At 69.1% G+C, this 19,719-nt stretch carries 18 protein-coding genes; 10 read left to right on the forward strand and 8 right to left on the reverse strand.

The window, feature by feature from the left end:
- Positions 1-11 precede the first annotated feature (11 nt).
- Positions 12-2,102, forward strand: a complete 2,091-nt coding sequence (locus ACFWY9_RS07950) for a hypothetical protein (RefSeq protein WP_378338459.1) — start codon at positions 12-14, stop codon at positions 2,100-2,102.
- A 3-nt stretch (positions 2,103-2,105) separates the two neighbouring features.
- On the opposite strand, the gene ACFWY9_RS07955 is transcribed toward ACFWY9_RS07950, so the two are convergent.
- Positions 2,106-2,336 carry a hypothetical protein gene (locus ACFWY9_RS07955; protein WP_378329773.1) on the reverse strand — a complete coding sequence of 77 codons (231 nt, stop codon included), beginning with the start codon at positions 2,334-2,336 and terminating at the stop codon, positions 2,106-2,108.
- 48 nt (positions 2,337-2,384) lie between these two features.
- Entirely contained in the window at positions 2,385-2,693 is a 309-nt protein-coding gene (locus tag ACFWY9_RS07960) for a hypothetical protein (protein WP_378329774.1), read from the reverse strand.
- A gap of 154 nt (positions 2,694-2,847) precedes the next feature.
- Here ACFWY9_RS07960 and ACFWY9_RS07965 point away from each other — a divergent pair, with 154 nt between their 5' ends.
- The 3 genes from ACFWY9_RS07965 (at position 2,848) to ACFWY9_RS07975 (ending at position 6,027) form a co-directional block, all read left to right on the forward strand.
- Entirely contained in the window at positions 2,848-4,005 is a 1,158-nt protein-coding gene (locus tag ACFWY9_RS07965; protein WP_378338460.1) for an AAA family ATPase, read from the forward strand.
- A gap of 168 nt (positions 4,006-4,173) precedes the next feature.
- A complete protein-coding gene (locus ACFWY9_RS07970) occupies positions 4,174-5,682 on the forward strand; it encodes a methionine--tRNA ligase (RefSeq protein ID WP_378338461.1) in 1,509 nt (502 codons plus the stop codon).
- Between the two features lie 141 nt (positions 5,683-5,823).
- Positions 5,824-6,027 (forward strand): hypothetical protein, encoded by a 204-nt coding sequence (locus ACFWY9_RS07975; protein ID WP_378329777.1) that lies wholly within the window; start codon positions 5,824-5,826, stop codon positions 6,025-6,027.
- Between the two features lie 9 nt (positions 6,028-6,036).
- Here ACFWY9_RS07975 and ACFWY9_RS07980 read toward each other — a convergent pair whose 3' ends face one another.
- From ACFWY9_RS07980 to ACFWY9_RS08000, 5 genes are all read right to left on the reverse strand, one after another.
- Positions 6,037-7,224, reverse strand: coding sequence for an NAD(P)/FAD-dependent oxidoreductase (locus tag ACFWY9_RS07980; RefSeq protein ID WP_378338462.1), 1,188 nt, complete (start codon positions 7,222-7,224; stop codon positions 6,037-6,039).
- Positions 7,221-7,538 (reverse strand): bifunctional 3-phenylpropionate/cinnamic acid dioxygenase ferredoxin subunit, encoded by a 318-nt coding sequence (locus tag ACFWY9_RS07985; protein ID WP_378329779.1) that lies wholly within the window; start codon positions 7,536-7,538, stop codon positions 7,221-7,223. Before ACFWY9_RS07985 ends, ACFWY9_RS07980 begins: the two co-directional genes overlap by 4 nt.
- Before the next feature lie 127 nt (positions 7,539-7,665).
- Positions 7,666-9,348, reverse strand: a complete 1,683-nt coding sequence (gene betA, locus ACFWY9_RS07990; protein WP_378338463.1) for a choline dehydrogenase — start codon at positions 9,346-9,348, stop codon at positions 7,666-7,668.
- Between the two features lie 19 nt (positions 9,349-9,367).
- Positions 9,368-10,921, reverse strand: coding sequence for an amino acid permease (locus tag ACFWY9_RS07995; protein ID WP_378338464.1), 1,554 nt, complete (start codon positions 10,919-10,921; stop codon positions 9,368-9,370).
- 39 nt (positions 10,922-10,960) lie between these two features.
- Positions 10,961-12,427, reverse strand: coding sequence for an aldehyde dehydrogenase family protein (locus ACFWY9_RS08000; protein ID WP_378338465.1), 1,467 nt, complete (start codon positions 12,425-12,427; stop codon positions 10,961-10,963).
- A 203-nt stretch (positions 12,428-12,630) separates the two neighbouring features.
- Here ACFWY9_RS08000 and ACFWY9_RS08005 point away from each other — a divergent pair, with 203 nt between their 5' ends.
- The 4 genes from ACFWY9_RS08005 to ACFWY9_RS08020 all read left to right on the forward strand — a co-directional run bounded on the left by ACFWY9_RS08005 (position 12,631) and on the right by ACFWY9_RS08020 (position 16,461).
- Positions 12,631-13,206, forward strand: coding sequence for a TetR/AcrR family transcriptional regulator (locus ACFWY9_RS08005; RefSeq protein ID WP_378329795.1), 576 nt, complete (start codon positions 12,631-12,633; stop codon positions 13,204-13,206).
- A 375-nt stretch (positions 13,207-13,581) separates the two neighbouring features.
- Positions 13,582-14,667 carry an S-(hydroxymethyl)mycothiol dehydrogenase gene (locus tag ACFWY9_RS08010; protein WP_378338466.1) on the forward strand — a complete coding sequence of 362 codons (1,086 nt, stop codon included), beginning with the start codon at positions 13,582-13,584 and terminating at the stop codon, positions 14,665-14,667.
- Positions 14,667-15,296, forward strand: coding sequence for an MBL fold metallo-hydrolase (locus ACFWY9_RS08015; RefSeq protein WP_378329784.1), 630 nt, complete (start codon positions 14,667-14,669; stop codon positions 15,294-15,296). Before ACFWY9_RS08010 ends, ACFWY9_RS08015 begins: the two co-directional genes overlap by 1 nt.
- A 46-nt stretch (positions 15,297-15,342) precedes the next feature.
- Positions 15,343-16,461 (forward strand): aromatic ring-hydroxylating dioxygenase subunit alpha, encoded by a 1,119-nt coding sequence (locus tag ACFWY9_RS08020; RefSeq protein ID WP_378329796.1) that lies wholly within the window; start codon positions 15,343-15,345, stop codon positions 16,459-16,461.
- Positions 16,462-16,463: 2 nt separating this feature from the next.
- Here ACFWY9_RS08020 and ACFWY9_RS08025 read toward each other — a convergent pair whose 3' ends face one another.
- Complete coding sequence (locus tag ACFWY9_RS08025; protein ID WP_378338467.1) at positions 16,464-17,111, reverse strand: GntR family transcriptional regulator; 648 nt, start codon at positions 17,109-17,111, stop codon at positions 16,464-16,466.
- A gap of 59 nt (positions 17,112-17,170) precedes the next feature.
- Between ACFWY9_RS08025 and glyA the strand changes: the two genes are divergently transcribed.
- Positions 17,171-18,481 (forward strand): serine hydroxymethyltransferase, encoded by a 1,311-nt coding sequence (gene glyA / locus ACFWY9_RS08030; RefSeq protein WP_378338468.1) that lies wholly within the window; start codon positions 17,171-17,173, stop codon positions 18,479-18,481.
- The gene (locus ACFWY9_RS08035; protein ID WP_378329787.1) at positions 18,478-19,707 is read left to right on the forward strand and encodes a sarcosine oxidase subunit beta family protein; all 1,230 of its coding nucleotides are present in this window, start codon (positions 18,478-18,480) and stop codon (positions 19,705-19,707) included. The genes glyA and ACFWY9_RS08035 overlap by 4 nt, the downstream gene beginning before the upstream one ends.
- Positions 19,708-19,719 lie beyond the last annotated feature (12 nt).

Here is a 19,719-nt window from a genome sequence, read left to right on the forward strand (position 1 = left end):
TGGAGGAAACCATGCGCGGTCCCCACCGTACGTCGACACTGGCTCTCGTCCTCGGCTCGTGCGTGGCGCTGGCCCTCACGGCGTTCGCGCCCGCTGTGGCCGCCCAGCCCGATCCGGGCACCCGGCGGGTCAAGGCCGCTTCACTGGCCGACATCCGCCGGTCCGTGGTGCCCGAAGGCGGGATCAAGGCGGCGATGACGGGCGGGAACACCGTCTACGCCGATGTCCGGGAACGGAGTCCTCGCGCCGACGGCTACCGGCACATCGACTCGCCGCGGCTCGTGGCGAAGCTGAGACGCGAGGGTTTGAACACCTACGTCTACGGGATCTGGGATTCGCCGACGGACTGGGACGACCTCCGCACCGAGTTCGCTCCCGCGGCCGCCGCCGCGGGCATCAGGATCTGGGTGTACGTCGTTCCGCCGTCGGAGTGTTTCGACGATCCGGTCCCGTACCGCCGCGGCCGGTGCTCGCGACCGTACAAACTGGACTTCGTCCGCTGGGCGAGCGAGATCGCCCAGCTGTCGCTGCGGTACCCGAACGTGGTCTCGTGGGCGATCGACGACTTCATGATCGGTGAGAACGGCAAGCTCTTCACCCCGGAGTACATGCACAAGATCGTCGACGCGCAGGACGCGGTCAACCCGAAGCTGGGGTTCTACACGACCGCTTATTACTCCGACGCGATCAGCCCGGCGTTCTACGAGCGCTTCGCCTCGTTCATCGACGGCATCGTGTACCCGTACCTCGGCTTCAACAGCAACACCCAGGACCCCACGGCGGTCAAGCCGAACCTGGACGCGATCGTGGCGCAGGCGGCCCCTCGCGACATGGGTGTGCTGTTCCTCTTGTACACCAACAGATTCCTGGACGCCGCGCTGCCACCCGACGAAACGTACGTGGCCGCGTCGATCGAGGCGGCCATGCCGTATGTGCGGGACGGCCGGATCCTCGGCATCAACAACTACGGCCTGCCGCTGGGGGACAAGCCGAACATCACGGCGGGCAACCGGGCCGCCCACGGCATCGGCAGGCTGAGCGTGGCGCTCGCGTCCTTCACCGGGACCAAGCCCGGTGACTACGCCGGGGCCGAGCAACGAGTGCGAGTCGGCGAAACGGCTCCTCGCAAGTCCTTGTCCTTTGTGGACCACGACGGCTACTACGGGAACCTCGGCGGCGCCGGCTACCACTTCAAGCAACTGCTCGTCGACGGGGCCGTCGCCTGGGAATCCGACGTCGCCGATCCGGGCGGTTTCGGTTGGGTACGGCACACCGTCGACCTGACGGAAGCCTTACGGGGCAAGACTTCCGCGACCATCACGCTGCGGATCCTCGACAAGAACGGCGTCGGCGATTTCCCGCTCGACGTCGGCTTCGACGACGTCACCGGGGAAGGCGTCGAGGTGGTGAACGGCGGGTTCGAGGGTGACCGCGGCTGGCAGCTCATCGCCGACAACCACGCGCTGCTGCCGTCGTTCGACCACTACGCCAAGGATCGCCCGGCACGGATCCGGGACGCCGTGGCCACGACGCTGCGCGGGCTGCCGTTCGTGAACCGGCCCTTCCCGCCGGAACCGCCGACGCGCGGCTACCGCACCGACAACAGCGCGATGTACGGCGACGGAAGGCTCAGTTTCACCGTCCCGGAACGGACCACTACGAAGGCGGGCACCTGCGCGTCGGCGAGCCAGCTCGTCACGGTGGACAAGGCGTCGGCCCGGTACGAGGTATCGTTCTGGGATTACGACCAGTACGCCAAGACGTTCGTCGCGCAGGGGCATCTGTTCAAGCGCGTCCTGGTGGACGGCAATCTCGTGTACGACCACGACGTGGCCGACTGGTGGGCCGGGCTGTGGATGAACGGCGAGTCCGCGCAGGGGCCGATCGACGTCACCGAGTTCGTGCGGGGCAAGGACAAGGTGACCCTGTCGTTCCAGCTCTGCACCGGCACCCCGGCGGCCGACCTCGCCGTGGACGTCGGAGTGGACAACGTCGAGACGATCGGGCTGGCGGTGCGGAATCCCGGATTCGAAACATCCGGCGGATGGACACTGAAAACCGACGATTCCGCGGTGACCCCGGCGATCAGGATCGTGCGCTGATGATCAGGAGTTCCGCTCACCCTCGAGGCGGGCCTGCTCGACCAGTTCCGGGTAGGCTTCGCCGTCCTCGGGATCCTCCGGGAGCAGCGAAATCGACCAGGGAATGGGGCACGGCGGAGCGTGGCCGGGATCGGGGCACAGCATTCTTTCGATGCGTTCCTTGATCTCCTCGGCCTGCTGCCGGGTGGTGTGCATCCCCAGCCGGATTTCCCAGATACTCGTTTCTTCGGCCATCCCTCACCCAACGGTTGAACGGGGCGAGCCGGGCTCGCCCCGCCGACGTTACCAGGTCCGCTTGGCGTCGCAATGACGCTTGTAATGTCCCGCTGGGACCGGGACATTGCGCTTGGCGTCCTTGATGGCGTCCTCGCGGGTCTTGCCCACGCCGTCGGCACGCTTGTACCCGGTGACGTGGTTGTCGCTGATGCGCACGATCTGGCACTGCACGGTGGCGTGCCAGGTCTTCAGGATCCCGATCCCGTTGTCCGGGGTGACCGGTGCGAGCGTGCCCGCCGACGCGGCGGGTGCGGCGAGTCCGCCGATCGCGAGCGCGAGAGCCCCGGCGATCAGCCCGTTGCGAAGCATCTTCACGATGGTTCCTCCTTGTCGGTGCGGTGTTCGGACACCACCGACCTTCGCAGCCCGGCCCGCCGCCGATGACCGTTGGCAGCGCGGTTGGCAGTCCACTGGCAGCCCAGCGGTAATTGAATAGCCGTGCTCCACGTGTTGTCCTAGCCTCTCCGGCGTGCGTGACGGTTCCTTCCCCCTGCTCTGGCTGCACGGCCCGTCCGGTGTCGGCAAGTCCACGGTGGCCTGGGAGATCTTCGCCGAACTCGGCCGTTCCGGGCCGCGGACCGCGTATGCCGACATCGATCAGCTGGCCCTGTGTTATCCGGCGGACGGCGACGATCCGGGCAACGATCGGCTCAAGGCGGCGAATCTCGCGGCGGTCTGGCCGATCCTGCGCGAAGCGGGCGCTCGCTGCCTGGTGGTGTCCGGAATCCTCGACACCGCCGACGCTGTTCGCGCGTACGTCGATCGCCTGCCGGGGGTCGCGTTGACGTCATGCCGCCTACGCGCCGACGAGGCGGAGCTGCGAAACCGGATCGTCACCCGGGGCTGGCAGACGCAGCTGGCGGACGCGGCTGTCCGTCATGCCGAGGCGCTGGACCGCGCCGACATCGGTGAGTTGTGCGTCGATACCGGTGGACTGTCCGCAGTGGACGTCGCCCGTCTGGTGCGCGCGAAGACCGGGTGGCCCGGACCCGCCGCCGAAATCACCTATCCGGTGGCGCCGCTTCCAGTGTCCACAATAGACTGTGAGGCCCTGCCGTTGCTGTGGCTGTGCGGTCCGCAAGGGGTCGGCAAATCCGCCGTCGGCTGGGAGATCTTCGCCGATCTCCTGCGCTCCGGCGCCAAGACTGCGTATGTCGACCTGGCGCAGCTCGGTTTTCTTCGGCCCATCTCGGACGGCGATCCGGACAACCACACGCTCAAGGCGCGAAGTCTCGGTGCCCTGTGGGCGAACTTCCGCGCCGCCGGAGCCCGCTGCCTGATCGTCTCCGGCGGGGTCACCGGCCAAGCCGCCGTCCGCCGGTACGCCGCTGCGGTACCCGGCACGAAGCTGACAGTGTGCAGACTGCACGCCGGCCCCGCGGAGCTGACCGAGCGGATCCTGCGGCGCGGGCGCGGCGAGGGCCCGCCGATCCCGGGTGACGAGCTGAAGGGCCTACCCGCCGAGGCCCTGCACCGGCTCGCGGAACGGGCCGCGCGCGAAGCCGATGACCTGGAACGCGCGGGGATAGGCGACTTCCGTGTGGACACCGACGGCCTGTCCACCGGGGACGTGGCGCGGCTGGTCCGCGCGCGAGCGGGGGAGTGGCCGGGCTCGGTCACGCGGTAAACGGGTGGCCGGACGACGCCGCGCTCGCTAACCTGACGTCATGACGTTCGCGCGCACCGCCATGATGCCCCGCTCCCGGGGCCGGTAGCACGCGCGGACGATCCGTCCGAGGCCCTGTCCAAGGGGCCTCGCCGGCTGTCGGAGCCCCGTGTCCACCCGGAGGTTCCGATGCCCCACACCTACATCACCACCACCATCCCGTATGTCAACGCGCGGCCGCATCTCGGTTTCGCGCTGGAACTCGTCCAGGCCGACGTGCTCGCCCGGCATCGGCGCCGCGAGGGCGACCAGGTCCGGCTGCAGACCGGCACCGACGACAACTCGCTGAAGAACGTGCTGGCCGCCGAGGACGCGGGCGTACCGGTGCGGGAGTTCGTCGACCGCAACGCCGCGGCGTTCGTCGCGTTGCGGGAGCCGCTTTCCCTTTCCACGGACGATGTTCTGCGCACGAGCCATGATCCGCGACATCGCGCCGGGGTCGAACACTTCTGGCGTGCCTGTGCCGGCGCCGGGGATTTCTACCGCCGGTACTACGAGGGCCTGTACTGCGTCGGCTGTGAGCAGTTCTACACCGAGTCCGAATTGGACGGTGGGCGCTGCCCGGAGCACGACGTCGCGCCGGAGCACGTGGCCGAGGAGAACTGGTTCTTCCGGCTTTCCCGCTATGCCGGGCAACTGCACGATCTCGTCACGAGCGGACGTCTCCGGATCGAACCCGCGCAGCGGCGCAACGAGGTTCTCGGTTTCCTCGCCGGCGGACTGGAAGACTTTTCGATCTCGCGCTCGGCGGAGCGGGCGCGCGGCTGGGGCATCCCGGTGCCCGGCGATCCCGGTCAGGTGATCTATGTGTGGTGGGACGCGCTCGGCAACTATCTCACCGCGCTCGGCTACGGCTCCGGCGGCACCGGGCACCAGCGGTGGTGGCTCGATTCCGATCGCCGGATTCACCTGGTGGGCAAGGGAGTTCTCCGGTTCCACGCGGTCTACTGGCCGGCGATGCTGCTCTCGGCAGGCCAGCCGCTGCCGACCGACATCGTCGTGCACGACTACCTCACCCACGACGGACGCAAGATCAGCAAGTCCGCCGGGAACACCGTCGATCCCGCCACGCTGGCGGCGGAATGCGGTACCGACGCCGTCCGCTGGTGGCTGTTACGGGAGGTACCGCGCGTCGGCGACGCCGACTTCACCCTCGCCAGGCTCGTCGCCAGGGCGGACGACGAACTCGCCAACGGGCTGGGAAATCTCGTCCACCGCGTGGTTGCGATGGTCCACCGCTACCGGGCCGGGGCCGTTCCGCGCGGTGGCCGGGCATCGGGCGGCGAACGGGTGGACCGCGCGGTCGGGACGGTGCGGGCGGAAGTCGGAAAAGCCTTGGCGGAGTTCGATTTCCGGAGCGCCACCGCGGCGGTCTGGGCGATCGTCGACGAGGCCAACCGCTTCGTCAGCCAGGCCAAACCGTGGGAACTGGCGAAGGCCGAACGCGACGGCGCCGCGCCGGACGCTCTCGACGCCGTGCTGGCGACGCTCGTGCTGGCGTGCCGGACGGTCGGCGAGGAGCTGGCGCCGTTCCTGCCGGACGCGGCGGCGCGGGTGACCGAGGCCTGTACGGAGCGGGGCGGGCGGCTGCCCGCCGCGTCCCCGCTCTTCCCGCGTCTCGCGGCAGGCCAACGCTAGAACACTTGCACAATCATTTGACCAATGGGGGTGACCTGGGGTTTACTGAGCGAGCGGAACGTCGACCGGAGGAGGTGAGGGCCATGAGTCCGGAACACAGTCTCGGCTCACCCGCATCCCTCGAACCTCCGGGAGGTCACCATGACCATGACTGCTTTCTTCCGTATCGCCCAGCGCGGTAGCCGGGGTGACGGCCTTGCCCCCATTGCCCCCGTCGTCACTCCGGCACCGCGGCGGTCCATCGAACAGCCCGCCGCGCGTCCGGCACTGCGGATGACCTGGCGGCCCGTGACCGACGAGCACGGCAAGCGCGTCCTGCGCGCGAGCTGGCACGCCGGGCAGTGAGTTCAAGCGTCAGGCGACCGGTGCGGGCGGCCGGAGCGCCTGGCGCTTGAGCCGGTTGAACAGCTTCACGTTGTTCAGCGCGAACACCCCGACCGTGACACCGTCCCGTTCGAAGGTCGCCGCGAACGAGGAATCCTCCGTGGTCCCTTCGACGAGGACGAGCCGGTCACCGGGCGCGGGGTGCCCGGCGACCTGGATCCGGCCGCCGTACTGATCGGACCAGACGTACCCGCTCGCCGTGTAGCTCCGGATCGTCTGCCCGGCCAGCAGGTTGGCCACCGCGACGCCGGCCTGCTCGGTCGCGTTCGTCCAGTGCTCGTGGCGCAGCCGCTGCCCGGCTTCCCCGCCGGCGTACTGCGCGACGTCGCCGATCGCGACCACATTGGGCAGCTTGGTGACCAGCCCGTGGTCGGTGTGCACCCCGTTGCCGATGGTCAGCCCTGAGCCGATCAGCCAGTCGGCGGCGGGCGACATGCCGATGCCCACCACGACGACGTCCGCGGGCAGGTGCCCGCCGTCGGCGAGATCGACGCCGGTGACCCGGCGGCCCCGCGGCCCATCGTCCACTGTGGTCAGTCCACTCACGACGGACCGGCAGCGCAGCCGTGTCCCGTGCTCGGCGTGCAGCCGCGCGCAGACCGCGCCCAGTTCGGGGCCGAACACCCGGGACAGGGGAGCGTCGAGGGCTTCCAGCACGGTGACGTCGAGGCCGAGTCCCCGGCAGGTGGAGGCGACCTCGGCGCCGATGAACCCGGCCCCGGCCACGACGACCCGCGGGGACCCCGTCAGCTCGGCACGCAGCCCCAGTGCGTCGTCGAGGGTGCGCAGCACGTGCACCCCGGCGACGCCCTCGGCGCCGGGAAGCGTGCGGGCCCGGCCACCGGTCGCGATGACGACGCCGTCGGCGAAGATCTCCTCGCCGCCGGAAAGCGTCAGCCTGCCGTTGGCCGGGTCGAGCCGTTCCGCCCGGACGCCGAGCCGGTAGGTGACGCCGAGTTCGTCCTCGGCGTCGAGCAGGTCCAGTGACTCCCGGTCGCTCGTCCCGGCCAGGAACTCCTTGGACAGCGGCGGCCGGTCGTAGGGCCGGTGTGGCTCCTCGCCGACCATGACCACGTCGCCCTCGAAACCCTGGCCGCGCAGCTCCTGGAGCGCGCGGGCACCGGCCAGCGACGCTCCCACGATCGCGACGCTCTTCACGCCGCGTCCTCCTGCGACTCCGCCTGGACGTAGATGACGCCCTCGTCGACCACGACGGAGTAGGTGCGCACCGGCCTCTTCGCGGGGAGGCACGAAGGCATGCCGGTGCGCAGATCGAAGAGGGCGGCGTGGAGGGGGCATTCCACGAAGCAGCCTTCGAGCCAGCCCTCGGAGAGGGAGGCGTCCTGGTGGCTGCACGTGTCGTCGATGGCGTACAGCTCACCGTCGGCGTTGAACACCGCGATGGGCACGGCCCCGGGGATCCTCACGGATTCCCCGGGGGGCAGTTCGTCCACCGTGCACGCGCGCATCATGTCGGACCTCCGGGATGTGCCGGGCTGAAGTTCGGGGGGGAGTAGTTGAGTTGCGCTGTGTTGAGTTGCGTACTGCGGAACTCGAACCGGGATACGCAACAAGTTTGAATCGCGCGTCAGGATCTCGTCAAGAGCTACGGCGAGGTAGTTTCGACGAGTTTTCGTGGCGGTGGAAGGGCTGCTTGATCGGGGCCAGGGGAGTGTTGCCGAGGATCAGATCGGCGGACTTCTCGGCGGTCATCATCACCGGGGCGTAGATGTTCCCGTTGGGGATGTAGGGCATGACCGAGGCGTCGGTGATCCTCAGCCCCTTGAGGCCGTGGACGCGCATCGTCTCCGGATCGACGACCGACCCGTCGTCGACGCCCATCTTGGCGGTGCACGAGGGATGCAGCGCCGTCTCGGCGTCGCGGGCGACCCAGTCGAGGATCTCCTCGTCCGTCTCGACACCAGGTCCCGGCGAGATTTCGCCGCCGTTGTACGCGTCGAGGGCGGGCTGGTTGAGGATCTTCCGCGCCACCCGGACCGCCTCCACCCATTCGCGGCGGTCCTGCTCGGTCGACAGGTAGTTGAAGCGCAGTGCCGGGTGCTTGCGCGGGTCGGTCGAGGTGATCTTGACGGTGCCGCGGGTGTCGGCGTACATCGGCCCGACGTGCACCTGGTAGCCGTGTCCCGCGGTCGGCGCCGAGCCGTCGTAACGGATCGCCACCGGCAGGAAGTGGAACATCAGGTTCGGGTAGGCGACCTCGTCGTTGCTCCGGACGAACCCGCCGCCCTCGAAGTGGTTGGTGGCGGCGGGTCCGGACCGCAGGAACAGCCACTGCGCGCCGATCTGCGGCCGCTTCCACTTCGCGAGCGACGGCATCATCGACACCGGCTGCTTACAGGCGTACTGGATGTACACCTCGAGGTGATCCTGCAGGTTCTCGCCGACGCCCGGCAGGTCCGCGACGACGTCGATGCCCAGCTTCCCTAGCTCGGCGGCGTTGCCGACACCGGAGAGCTGGAGAAGCTGCGGGGTGTTGATCGCGCCGCCGCACAGGATGATCTCCTTGCCGTACACCTCGGTGGGTGCGTGACGTCCTTGTGCGTATTCGACGCCGATCGCGCGGTCGCCGTCGAACAGGATCTGCGAGACGAACGCTCGCGTGTGGACGGTCAGGTTGGGCCGGTGCATGACCGGCCGCAGGTACGCCCCGGCCGCCGAAAGCCGCCGCCCGCGCCGGACGTTGCGATCGAACGGGGCGAACCCCTCCTGCCGGTAGCCGTTGACGTCGTCGGTGCGCGGGTACCCGGCCTGCTCGGCGGCGTCGAAGAAAGCGCCGAACAGCGGGTTGGTGGCCGGGCCGCGTTCCAGCTCCAGCGGCCCGGAATGGCCGCGCCACGGCCCGTCCGGCGGATCGGCGAGGCAGTTCTCCATCCGCTGGAAGTACGGCAGGCAGTGCGCGTAGTCCCAAGTGGACATTCCGGGGTCGGCGGCCCAGCGCTCGTAGTCCATCGGGTTCCCGCGCTGGAAGATCATCCCGTTGATGCTGCTGGAACCACCCAGTACCTTCCCGCGGGCGTGGTAGATCCGGCGGCGGTTCATATGCGGCTCGGGCTCGCTGCGGTAGCCCCAGTCGTAGAACCTGCTGCCGATCGGGAAGGTCAGCGCCGCGGGCATGTGGATGAACACGTCCCACGGGTAGTCCGGGCGCCCGGCTTCGAGGACGAGGACCTTGTTCGCCGGGTCCGCGGACAGCCGGTTCGCCAGCGCGCTGCCCGCCGAACCGCCGCCGACGATGACGAAGTCGTACTGGGTGGAACTCATCGGGTGATTCCTCCTGGTGCTAGGGAGTGAGCGGTTCGGGGACGGCCTGGCCGGTGTGGGTGGCCGCCCAGCGCTTGCGGCGGACGTAGAGCAGGACGCCGCCGACCACGACGATCAGGCCGGTGACGAGCACCGCGCCCCACTGGAAGTACCAGTGGTCGTCGCCGTAGACCTCGGCGCGCGGCCAGATCAGGTTGACCGTCATCGCGGCGCCGTAGAGCACGGCGATCGCGTTGACGAGCGTGCCCCAGCGGCCCAGCCTGAAGTACGGGCCGTGGCCGGGGCGGGGCCACTGGCCGCGCAGGCGGCGCAGCAGCATCGGGCCGGTGACCATCAGGTAGGGGATGTAGAACAGGACGATCGCGGTCGAGGTCAGCACGAAGAACGCGCGCTGGTTGCCGAGGTTGATCAGCAGGACGCCGATGGTGAGCGCGCCGGTGATCAGCGCGGGCACGATCGGGGTCTTCGACTGGGGCGACACCCGGGAAAGCGCTTTCGAGAACGGGAGCCGGTTGTCGCGCGCCATCGCGAACGTCATCCGGATCGCGGCGGTCTGCACCGCGAGGCAGCACACCGTGATGGCGATCGCCGAACAGATGAGGAACGCGTTGCCCAGTCCGTTGCCGAGCGTGCTCTTGAGCAGGTACGGCATTCCGGACGTCGACAGCTCTTCGGCGTTGATGTTGCCGACGGCCATCATCCCGAAGAGCATCACCAGCCCGCCGACGACGAACGACGCCGTGATCGCGCGCAGGATCGCCCTCGGCGCGTGCTTGCGCGGCTGGGTCGTCTCCTCGGCCAGCGAACCCGCGGTGTCGAAGCCGTAGAAGACGTACGCGCTCATCAGCGAGGCGACCAGGAACGCGCCGAGGTAACCGAGCGAATGGCCGCCGCCGGTGTCGTGGGTCTGGAACACCACCTGCGGGCCCCGCTTGATGTGCACGGCCAGCGCGATGATGAGCAGGATGACCGCGGTCAGTTCGACCGCGACACCGAAGTTGTTGATCTTCGCCATGAGCCTGACGCCGATGACGTTGACGACGGTGGCGAACACGACCAGGCCGAGCGCCAGCAGGATCGCGTTCTTCGCGCCGCCGGGTGTGCTCGTCAGCCCGGCGTCCGAGGGACTCCCGACGATCTGGAACACCTGCGAGACCTGGGGAAGGATGATCTGGTAGGCCACGGCGACCGCGCCCGCGGTCACGATGGCGCCGATGATCATGATCCAGCCCGCCATCCACGACGTCGCGGGTTTCGCGATCTGCTTGGCCCACTGGTAGACCGACCCGGCGAGCGGGAACTGCCCCGCCAGCTCGGCGAAGCACAGCGCGACGGCGAGCTGGCCGAGGAAGACGATCGGCCAGGTCCAGATGAAGGCGGGGCCGCCGGAGCCGAAGCCGAAGAAGAACAGCTGGAACACCCCGGTCATGATCGAGATGTAGCTGAACCCGGCGGCGAAACTGGAAAAGCCGCCCAGCGAGCGTTCCAGCTCCTGGCGGTAGCCGAACTTCGCGAGTTCGGAGCTGTCGGCGGCTTCGGGCGGGGTGTTCGGGGGTTTGGAGCGTGTCGTCATGGCCACGTCCTCTGTGGTGGGGGACTTCGGGAGCGGGCGTCAGCCCTTGAACCAGTGCTGCGGTGCCGGCGCGATGTTGTGGTAGACGTGCTTGGTTTCGCGGTACTCGTCGAGCCCGGACGGGCCGAGCTCCCGGCCGATGCCGGATTTGCCGAAGCCTCCCCATTCGGCCTGGGGCAGGTAGGGGTGGTAGTCGTTGATCCACACCGTGCCGTGCCGGAGCGCGCCCGCGACGCGTTGCGCGCGCGAGGCGTCCGACGTCCACACGGCCCCTGCCAGCCCGTAATCGGTGTCGTTCGCCAAGGCCACGGCTTCGGTCTCCGTGCGGAAGCGCTCCACGGTGACCACCGGGCCGAACACCTCCTCCCGTACGATCGCCATGTCGGCGGTGCATTCGCTGAAAACGGTGGGGCGCAAGAAGAATCCGTCGCGCAGCGAGGGGTCGTCCGGCCGTGAGCCGCCCGCGCGCAGCACCGCGCCCGCCGCGGGTGCGTCCGCGATGTGCCGCTCGACCTTCGCCCGGTGCTCGGCCGAGACCAGCGGGCCGGTCTCGGTCTCCGGGTCGAGTCCGTTGCCGAGCCGGATCCGGTCCGCCCGCGCGGCCAGTTCGGCGACGAACCGGTCGTGGATCCCGTCCTGCACGATCAGCCGGGAACCCGCCGAGCAGACCTGTCCCGAATGGACGAACGCGGCGGCCAGCGCGTAGTCGAGAGCGGTGTCGAAATCGGCGTCGTCGAAGACCACGTTCGGGTTCTTGCCGCCGAGTTCCAGCGCCACGCGCCGGACGCCCTTCGCCGCCGCGGCCATGATCTTCTCGCCGGTGGCCAGCCCGCCGGTGAACGAGATCAGGTCGACGCCGGGATGTCCGGTCATCGCCGCGCCGACCTGGCCCGGCCCGAGCAGGAGGTTGACCACGCCCGGCGGGACCCCGGCCTCTTCGAGCAGCGCGACGAGCTTGATCGTGGTCAGCGGGGTGACCTCGCTCGGCTTGAGCACCAGGGTGTTGCCCGCGGCCAGCGCCGGGGCGACCTTCCAGGACATCTGGAGCAGCGGGTAGTTCCACGGCGCGATCAGCGCGCACACGCCGACCGGCTCGTGCACGATCCGGCTGACGACGGTGCCGCTGCCCGCGTCGACCACGCGTCCGGCGTCCGCGTCGGCGAGCCCGGCGTAGTAGCGGAAGACGGCCGTGACGTCGTCGACGTCGATACGTCCTTCGGCGAACGTCTTGCCGGTGTCGAGGCTTTCGGTGCGGGCCAGTTCGTCGCGGTCGCGGACGAGGAGTTCGGCCACGTGACGCAGGATCCGGCCGCGTTCCGCGGCGCTCGTCCGTCGCCAGGGGCCGCCGTCGAACGCTCTTCTCGCCGCCGTGACCGCCGTGGCCACGTCGTCGGGGCTCGCGACGGCGACCGTGCAGAGCACTTCGGCGTTGAAGGGATTGAGCACGTCGGAGCGGGTCCCGTCGGAGGACTCGGACCAGTTTCCGTCGAGGTGGAGGTCTTTCATGCGGCCTTTCCCGTCGGTGAGCGCTGCGGCCGTGAACTGGGTGGATGTGACAGGCAGCACATCGAGTGCGTACATTTGTACGCGAAGCATGTACGTCTGTCCACATCGCGGGGCGGGGCAATTTCCGCACCGGGCGTCGTGCGACGATCACCGTCGGCGGTTCGATGTCCGCCGGAAACCGCGAGGGAGCTGGGGCCGGGACGATGGCGAAGATCGAGGAGAACGGGCGGAAACGGCTGCGCGGGCCGAACGATCCCGATCGGCGGGCGAAGATCGCGCGGGCGGCCATCGCCGTCGTCGCCGAGCGGGGCATCGACGGGCTTACGCACCGGGCGGTGGCCAAGGTGGCCGACGTGCCGCTCGGGTCGACCACCTACCACTTCGCGACGCTGGACGATCTGCTGGAAGTCGCGCTCAACGAAGCCGCCGACAACAACGTGCGGCAGCTGCGGGAGTGGGAGAAGGGCCTCGACCCGGACGCCGATTTCGCCGTCGAGCTGGCCGCGCTGGTGATGAGCTACCTCGAGGACGCGTCCCGGCACACGATCGTCGAGTACGACCTGTACGTCGCCGCCCTGCACCGGCCGCGGCTGCGCCCGGCGAGCGCGGCCTGGGACAACGCGCTGATCCAGTTCTTCGGCTCCCGCACCGATCCGCTCACCGGCCGCGTGCTCGCGGCGATGTTCTGCGGCCTGGTCATGCAGGTCGTCCTGGCCGACCCGTCGCCGACCCACGCCGAGATCGAGGCCCTGTTCCGCCGAGCCATCGAAGGCCCCTGACCGCCCGGCCCGGTGAGCCGAGGGACGCCCTTGGTGCGTTGGCCGCACCGAGGGACGCCCCCGGTGCATCGAACGCACCCAAGGCGTCCCCCGGCACCCCCGGCCCCGCGGCATCTCCTGGCCCGGCGCGGCAAATCGTTACCGCCGGGTAGTTCTGCTCCGATCGTGGCTCGCCGGAAAACGCGTCTTGACACCGGCCTGATGCCCAGTCATCGTTTGTTTCCGATAGGGCAACCTCGTGCGTAATACGCAACTCAATCCCGAACTCGATCATCCCCCGCAGCTCCTGATCCCGCCGGCGCGGCCGTCCCGGGAGACAGCGTGCTGCCCGTTCCCGACCCGGTACGTCCGGACCCGCGGAGAGGAGAAGAGCCTGTGCCCCAACAGGTTCGTGGCGTGGTGGCGCTCAAGCAGGGCGCACCAGTGGAAGTGGCCGACATCGTGATTCCCGACCCCGGTCCCGGCGAGGCCGTGGTGCGGGTGCAGGCCTGCGGGGTCTGCCACACCGACCTGCACTACCGCGAAGGCGGCATCAACGACCAGTTCCCGTTCCTGCTCGGGCACGAGGCCGCCGGCGTCGTCGAGTCGGTCGGCGACGGGGTCACCGATCTGGCCGTCGGCGACTTCGTGGTGCTCAACTGGCGTGCCGTGTGCGGGGTGTGCCGGGCCTGCAAGCGTGGCCGTCCGTGGTACTGCTTCGACACGCACAACGCGAAGCAGCCGATGACGCTGACCGACGGCACCCCGCTGTCCCCGGCGCTCGGCATCGGCGCGTTCGCCGAGAAAACCCTGGTCGCCGCCGGACAGTGCACGAAGGTCGACCCGGACGTGCCGCCCGAGGTCGCGGGCCTGCTCGGCTGCGGCGTGATGGCGGGGATCGGCGCCGCGATCAACACCGGGCAGGTCGGCCGCGGCGACTCGGTGGCCGTGATCGGCTGCGGGGGTGTCGGCGGGGCCGCGATCGCGGGGGCGCGGCTGGCCGGTGCCCGCGAGGTCATCGCGGTCGACATCGACGACGCGAAGCTCGCCAAGGCCGTCGAACTCGGTGCCACGCAAAGGATCAACGCGAAACAGGCCGATCCGGTGGAAGCCATTCGCGAGCTCACCGGCGGCCACGGCGCCGACGTCGTGATCGACGCGGTCGGCAGGCCGGAGACGTTCGAGCAGGCGTTCTACGCGCGGGACCTGGCGGGCACCGTCGTGCTGGTCGGCGTGCCGACCCCGGACATGCGCCTGGAACTACCGCTGGTGGACGTCTTTTCGCGCGGCGGCGCGGTCAAATCGTCGTGGTACGGGGACTGCCTGCCCAGCCGGGACTTCCCGATGCTCGTCGATCTCTACCGTCAGGACCGCCTGCCGCTGGGCGCGTTCGTCAGCGAGACGATCGGGCTCGGCGAGGTCGAGGACGCGTTCGCGAAGATGCACCACGGCGAAGTGCTGCGTTCGGTGGTGATCCTCTGATGTCCGCGCGGGTCGACCTCGTTCGCACGTCCGGCGAGTTCACTCTCGACGGCGGCACGTTCGAGGTGGAGAACAACGTCTGGATCCTCGGTGACGACACCGAATGCCTGGTGATCGACCCGGCACACGACCCCGAGCCGGTGCTCGACGCGATCGGCACGCGCACGGTTTCGGCGATCGTCTGCACGCACGCGCACAACGATCACATCAACGGCGCGGTCCCGCTGGCGGACAAGGTCGGCGCCCCGATCCTGCTCCACCCGGCGGACCGTGAGCTGTGGGACGCGGTGTACCCGAACCGGCCGCCGGACCGGTCGCTGTCGGACGGCGAGCGGCTCACCGTGGCCGGGCTCGACGTCCGCGTGCTGCACACACCGGGGCACACCTGGGGTGGTGTCAGCCTGCACGTTCCCGAGCACGGCTGGCTCTTCTCCGGTGACACGCTGTTCCAGGGTGGCCCCGGCGCCACCGGACGGTCCTATTCGGACTTCGAGGTCATCATCGCCTCGATCGCGAACCGGCTGCTCGTCCTCGACGGCACCACAACCGTCCACACCGGACACGGGCCGACCACGACCATCGCCGCCGAGGCCCCGCACCTCGGCGAGTGGATCTCCCGCGGCCACTGACCGACTTCCCGCCACCGAGAGGAGCTTCGTGGTGACCAGCACCGACCTGCCGCGCACCGACCTGCCCCCGAGTCTCATCGCGACCCTGCCCGGCCACTACTACACCGACCGCACCATCTTCGCGCTGGAGCAGGCGCGGATCTTCGAGACGTCGTGGTTCTGCGCCGTGCGCAGCGCCGACCTGCCGGCGCCGGGCACCTTCGAGACCGTCCAAATCGGACGGGAAAGCGTGCTGATCTCGCGCGGCCGCGACGGGAAGCTCAACGCCTTCCTCAACGTCTGCCGTCATCGGGGCGCCCGGCTGTGCACCGAGGAGAGCGGCTCGGTCAAGCGATCCTTCCAATGCCCGTACCACGCCTGGACCTACGGGCTCGACGGCAAGCTGATCGCCGCGCCCAACCTCACCGGGATGCCGGACATCGACCGGGCCGAGTACGGGCTGACCCGCCTGCACCTGCGTGAGTACCTGGGTTACGCCTGGGTGTGTCTCGCCGATGATCCGCCGTCCTTCGAGACCACCGTGATGGCCGACATCCACAGCAGGCTCGGCGGCCCGGACGAGATCGCCGCGTACGACATCGACGAGCTGGCGCTGGGCCGTCGCATCGAGTACGACGTGAAGGCGAACTGGAAACAGATCATCGAGAACTTCATGGAGTGCTATCACTGCGCGACCATCCATCCCGAACTCACCGAGGTACTGCCCGAGTTCGCCGACGGCTACGCCGCTCAGTACTACGTCGGCCACGGCGCCGAGTTCGGCGAGGAGGTCCAGGGCTTCACCGTGGACGGCGGCGCGGGCGTCGACCGGCTGCCCGGGGTGGGGGAGCACCAGGACCGCCGGTACTACGCGATCACCGTCCGGCCACAGGTGTTCGTCAACCTGGTGCCGGATCACGTGATCGTGCACCGGATGTTCCCGCTCGCCCCGGATCGCACGATCGTGCGCTGCGACTGGCTTTACCTGCCCGAGGTCGTGGAGTCCGGAAAGGACCTCACGCGTTCGGTCGAGCTGTTCCACCGGGTGAACCAGCAGGACTTCGACGCGTGCGAGCGTTGCCAGCTGGCGATGGACTCGCGGTCGTACGCCAAGGGCGGGGTGCTCGTGCCGAGCGAACACCACATCGGCGAGTTCCACGACTGGGTCAAGGCGCGGCTCGCGTAACGCTAGATGAGGGCGCGGATGGCGCGTTCGAAGCCCTGGACGTGCTTCAGGGTCAGCTCGGCCGCCTTGCCCGCGTCGCCCTCGATGATCGCGGTCAGCAGCGGGACGTGTTCGTCGACATGCCCCGCCATGCCCCGCAGGCGGGGCACGAAGACGCACCAGATCCGCGTGGCCAGGTTGTCGTAGCGCAGCAATGTGTCTTCGAGGAAGGGATTGTGCACACAGCGGTAGACCGCGCGGTGCACGCCCAGATCGGCTTTGAGGAGGTCGGCGTTGTCTCCCAACGGTTCCGTGGCGTCCAGTTCCGTGCGCAGGATGCGCAGCGCTTCGCGTTCGGCCGCCGAGGCGCGTTCGGCGGCCGCGGCGGTGGCCATCGGCTCCAGCGTCCGGCGCACCTCGGAGATGTGCGCGAGATCGGAGATGTTGACCTCGGTGGCGAACGTGCCGCGGCGAGGGAAGGCGACGACCAGCCGCTCGGTTTCGAGTCGCTTCAACGCTTCCCGGATCGGGGTGCGGCCCATGCCGAGGGCGTGGCCGAGCCCCTCCTCGTTGATCGGCTCTCCCGGCTTGATGTCGAGCATGACCAGGCGATCACGGATGTGGAGATAGGCCTTCTCGGCGAGAGACGGGCTGTTGACCTGTGTGTTCACGCGAGCTAGCCTACACGACGACTGATATACCAGTAGTCGACCAGCAGAACAGGATGCCCATGACTGCGACGATCGACAGCCGCCGCGCGGTGCTGAACCGCTCGCTGGCGGAGTACGACCCGGCCGTGGCCGAGGCGATCAACGAGGAACTCGCCCGTCAGCAGGGCACCCTGGAGATGATCGCCAGCGAGAACTTCGCGCCGAGCGCGGTGCTCGAGGCCCAGGGCTCGGTGCTGACCAACAAGTACGCGGAGGGCTATCCCGGCCGCCGCTACTACGGCGGGTGCGAGCACATCGACGTCATCGAGCGGTTGGCGCTGGACCGGATCAAGGCGCTGTTCGGCGCCGGTTTCGCCAATGTGCAGCCCCATTCCGGCGCGCAGGCCAACGCCGCCGCGATGGCCGCGCTGCTCAAGCCCGGCGACACGATCCTCGGCCTGTCGCTGGCTCACGGGGGGCATCTCACCCACGGGATGCGGATCAACTTCTCCGGGCTGCTGTACGAGGTCGTCGGCTACGAAGTGTCCACTGAGGACTTCCGGATCGACATGGCCGAGGTCGCCCGGCTGGCTCGGGAGCACCGGCCGAAACTGATCATCGCGGGTTGGTCGGCCTATCCCCGGCAGCTGGACTTCGCGCGGTTCCGCGAGATCGCCGACGAGGTCGGCGCGTACCTCATGGTCGACATGGCGCATTTCGCCGGGCTGGTCGCGGCGGGGCTGCACCCGTCGCCGGTGCCACATGCCCACGTCACGACGACGACCACGCACAAGACGCTCGGCGGTCCGCGTGGTGGCGTGATCCTGACCAACGACGCGGCACTGGCCAAGAAGGTCAACTCGGCGGTGTTCCCCGGCCAGCAGGGCGGTCCGCTCGAACACGTCATCGCCGCGAAGGCGGTCGCGTTCAAGATGGCGGCCGAACCGGAGTTCGCCGAACGCCAGCAAAGGACGTTGCGGGGCGCGAAGATCCTCGCCGAACGGCTGCTCGCCGAGGACGCCGCGGCGGCGGGCGTCTCGGTGCTGACCGGCGGCACCGACGTCCACCTGGTCCTCGCCGATCTCCGGAATTCCGATTTGGACGGTCAGCAGGCGGAGGACCGGCTGCACTCGGCCGGCATCACGGTGAACCGCAACGCCGTCCCGTTCGATCCGCGTCCGCCGATGGTCACCTCGGGCATCCGGATCGGCACCCCGGCGCTGGCGACGCGCGGCTTCGGCGACGACGAGTTCCGCGAGGTCGCCGACATCATCGCCACCGCGCTGCTCCCGGCGTTCGACGACACGGTCGCGGCCGCGCTGCGTGCCCGTGTCTCGACACTCGCCGCAGCTTTCCCGTTGTACCCGCACCTGCAGGAGGCCGCGCGATGACCACCCCGCCCGGGGCGCACCTGCCCGACCACCCCGATTTCCTGTGGGACAACCCGGATCCCGCACGCACCTACGACGTCGTGATCGTGGGCGGCGGTGGGCACGGGCTCGCCACCGCGTACTACCTCGCCAAGGTGCACGGGATCACCAACGTCGCGGTGCTGGAGAAGGGCTGGCTCGCGGGCGGGAACATGGCCCGCAACACCACGATCATCCGCTCGAACTACCTGTGGGACGAGAGTTCCGGGATCTACGAACACTCCCTGAAACTGTGGGAGGGCCTCGAAGAGGACCTCGGCTACCCGATCCTGTTCGACCAGCGTGGCGTGCTGAACCTCGCGCACAGTCTCCAGGACGTCCGCGACAGCGTCCGGCGCGTCAACGCGAACAGGCTCAACGGGATCGACGCCGAATGGGTGGACGCCCGGGGCGTCAAGGAGATCTGCCCGATCGTCAACATCTCGCCCGATGTGCGCTACCCGGTCATGGGCGCGACGTTCCAGCCTCGCGCCGGGATCGCCAAACATGATTACGTGGCTTGGGGCTTCGCCCGCGCGGCGGCCGAAATGGGGGTCGACCTGATCCAGAACTGCCAGGTCACCGGGATCGAGACCAAGCAGGGCCGGGTCACCGCCGTGGAGACCACGCGGGGCCGCATCGCGGCGGGCAAGGTCGCGCTGTGCGCCGCCGGGCACTCCGCGGTACTCGCCGCGATGGTCGGCCTGAAACTCCCGGTGACCTCGCATCCGTTGCAGGCGCTGGTGTCCGAGCTGCTCGAACCCGTGCATCCGACGGTCGTCATGTCGAACGCCGTGCACGTGTACGTTTCGCAGGCGCACAAGGGTGAACTCGTGATGGGCGCCGGGATCGACAGCTACAACGGCTACGGCCAGCGGGGCTCGTTCCACATCATCGAACAGCAGATGTCGGCCGCGCTGGAGCTGTTCCCGGTCTTCGCCAGGGCCCATCTGCTGCGCACGTGGGCCGGCATCGTCGACGTCACGCCCGACGCGTCACCGGTCGTCGGGCTCACCCCGGTCTCCGGGCTGTACCTCAACTGCGGCTGGGGGACCGGCGGGTTCAAGGCCACCCCCGGTGTCGGCGACTGTTTCGCGCACACCGTCGCGAAGGACAAACCCCATCCGTATGCCGAGCCGTTCACCTTGGACCGGTTCACGACCGGTGCCCTCGTCGACGAACACGGCGCCGCCGCCGTCGCCCACTGAGTTCCCTGGAGT

Origin of the sequence: Amycolatopsis sp. NPDC059027 (assembly GCF_042739735.1) — a bacterium.
GTDB lineage: Bacteria > Actinomycetota > Actinomycetes > Mycobacteriales > Pseudonocardiaceae > Amycolatopsis.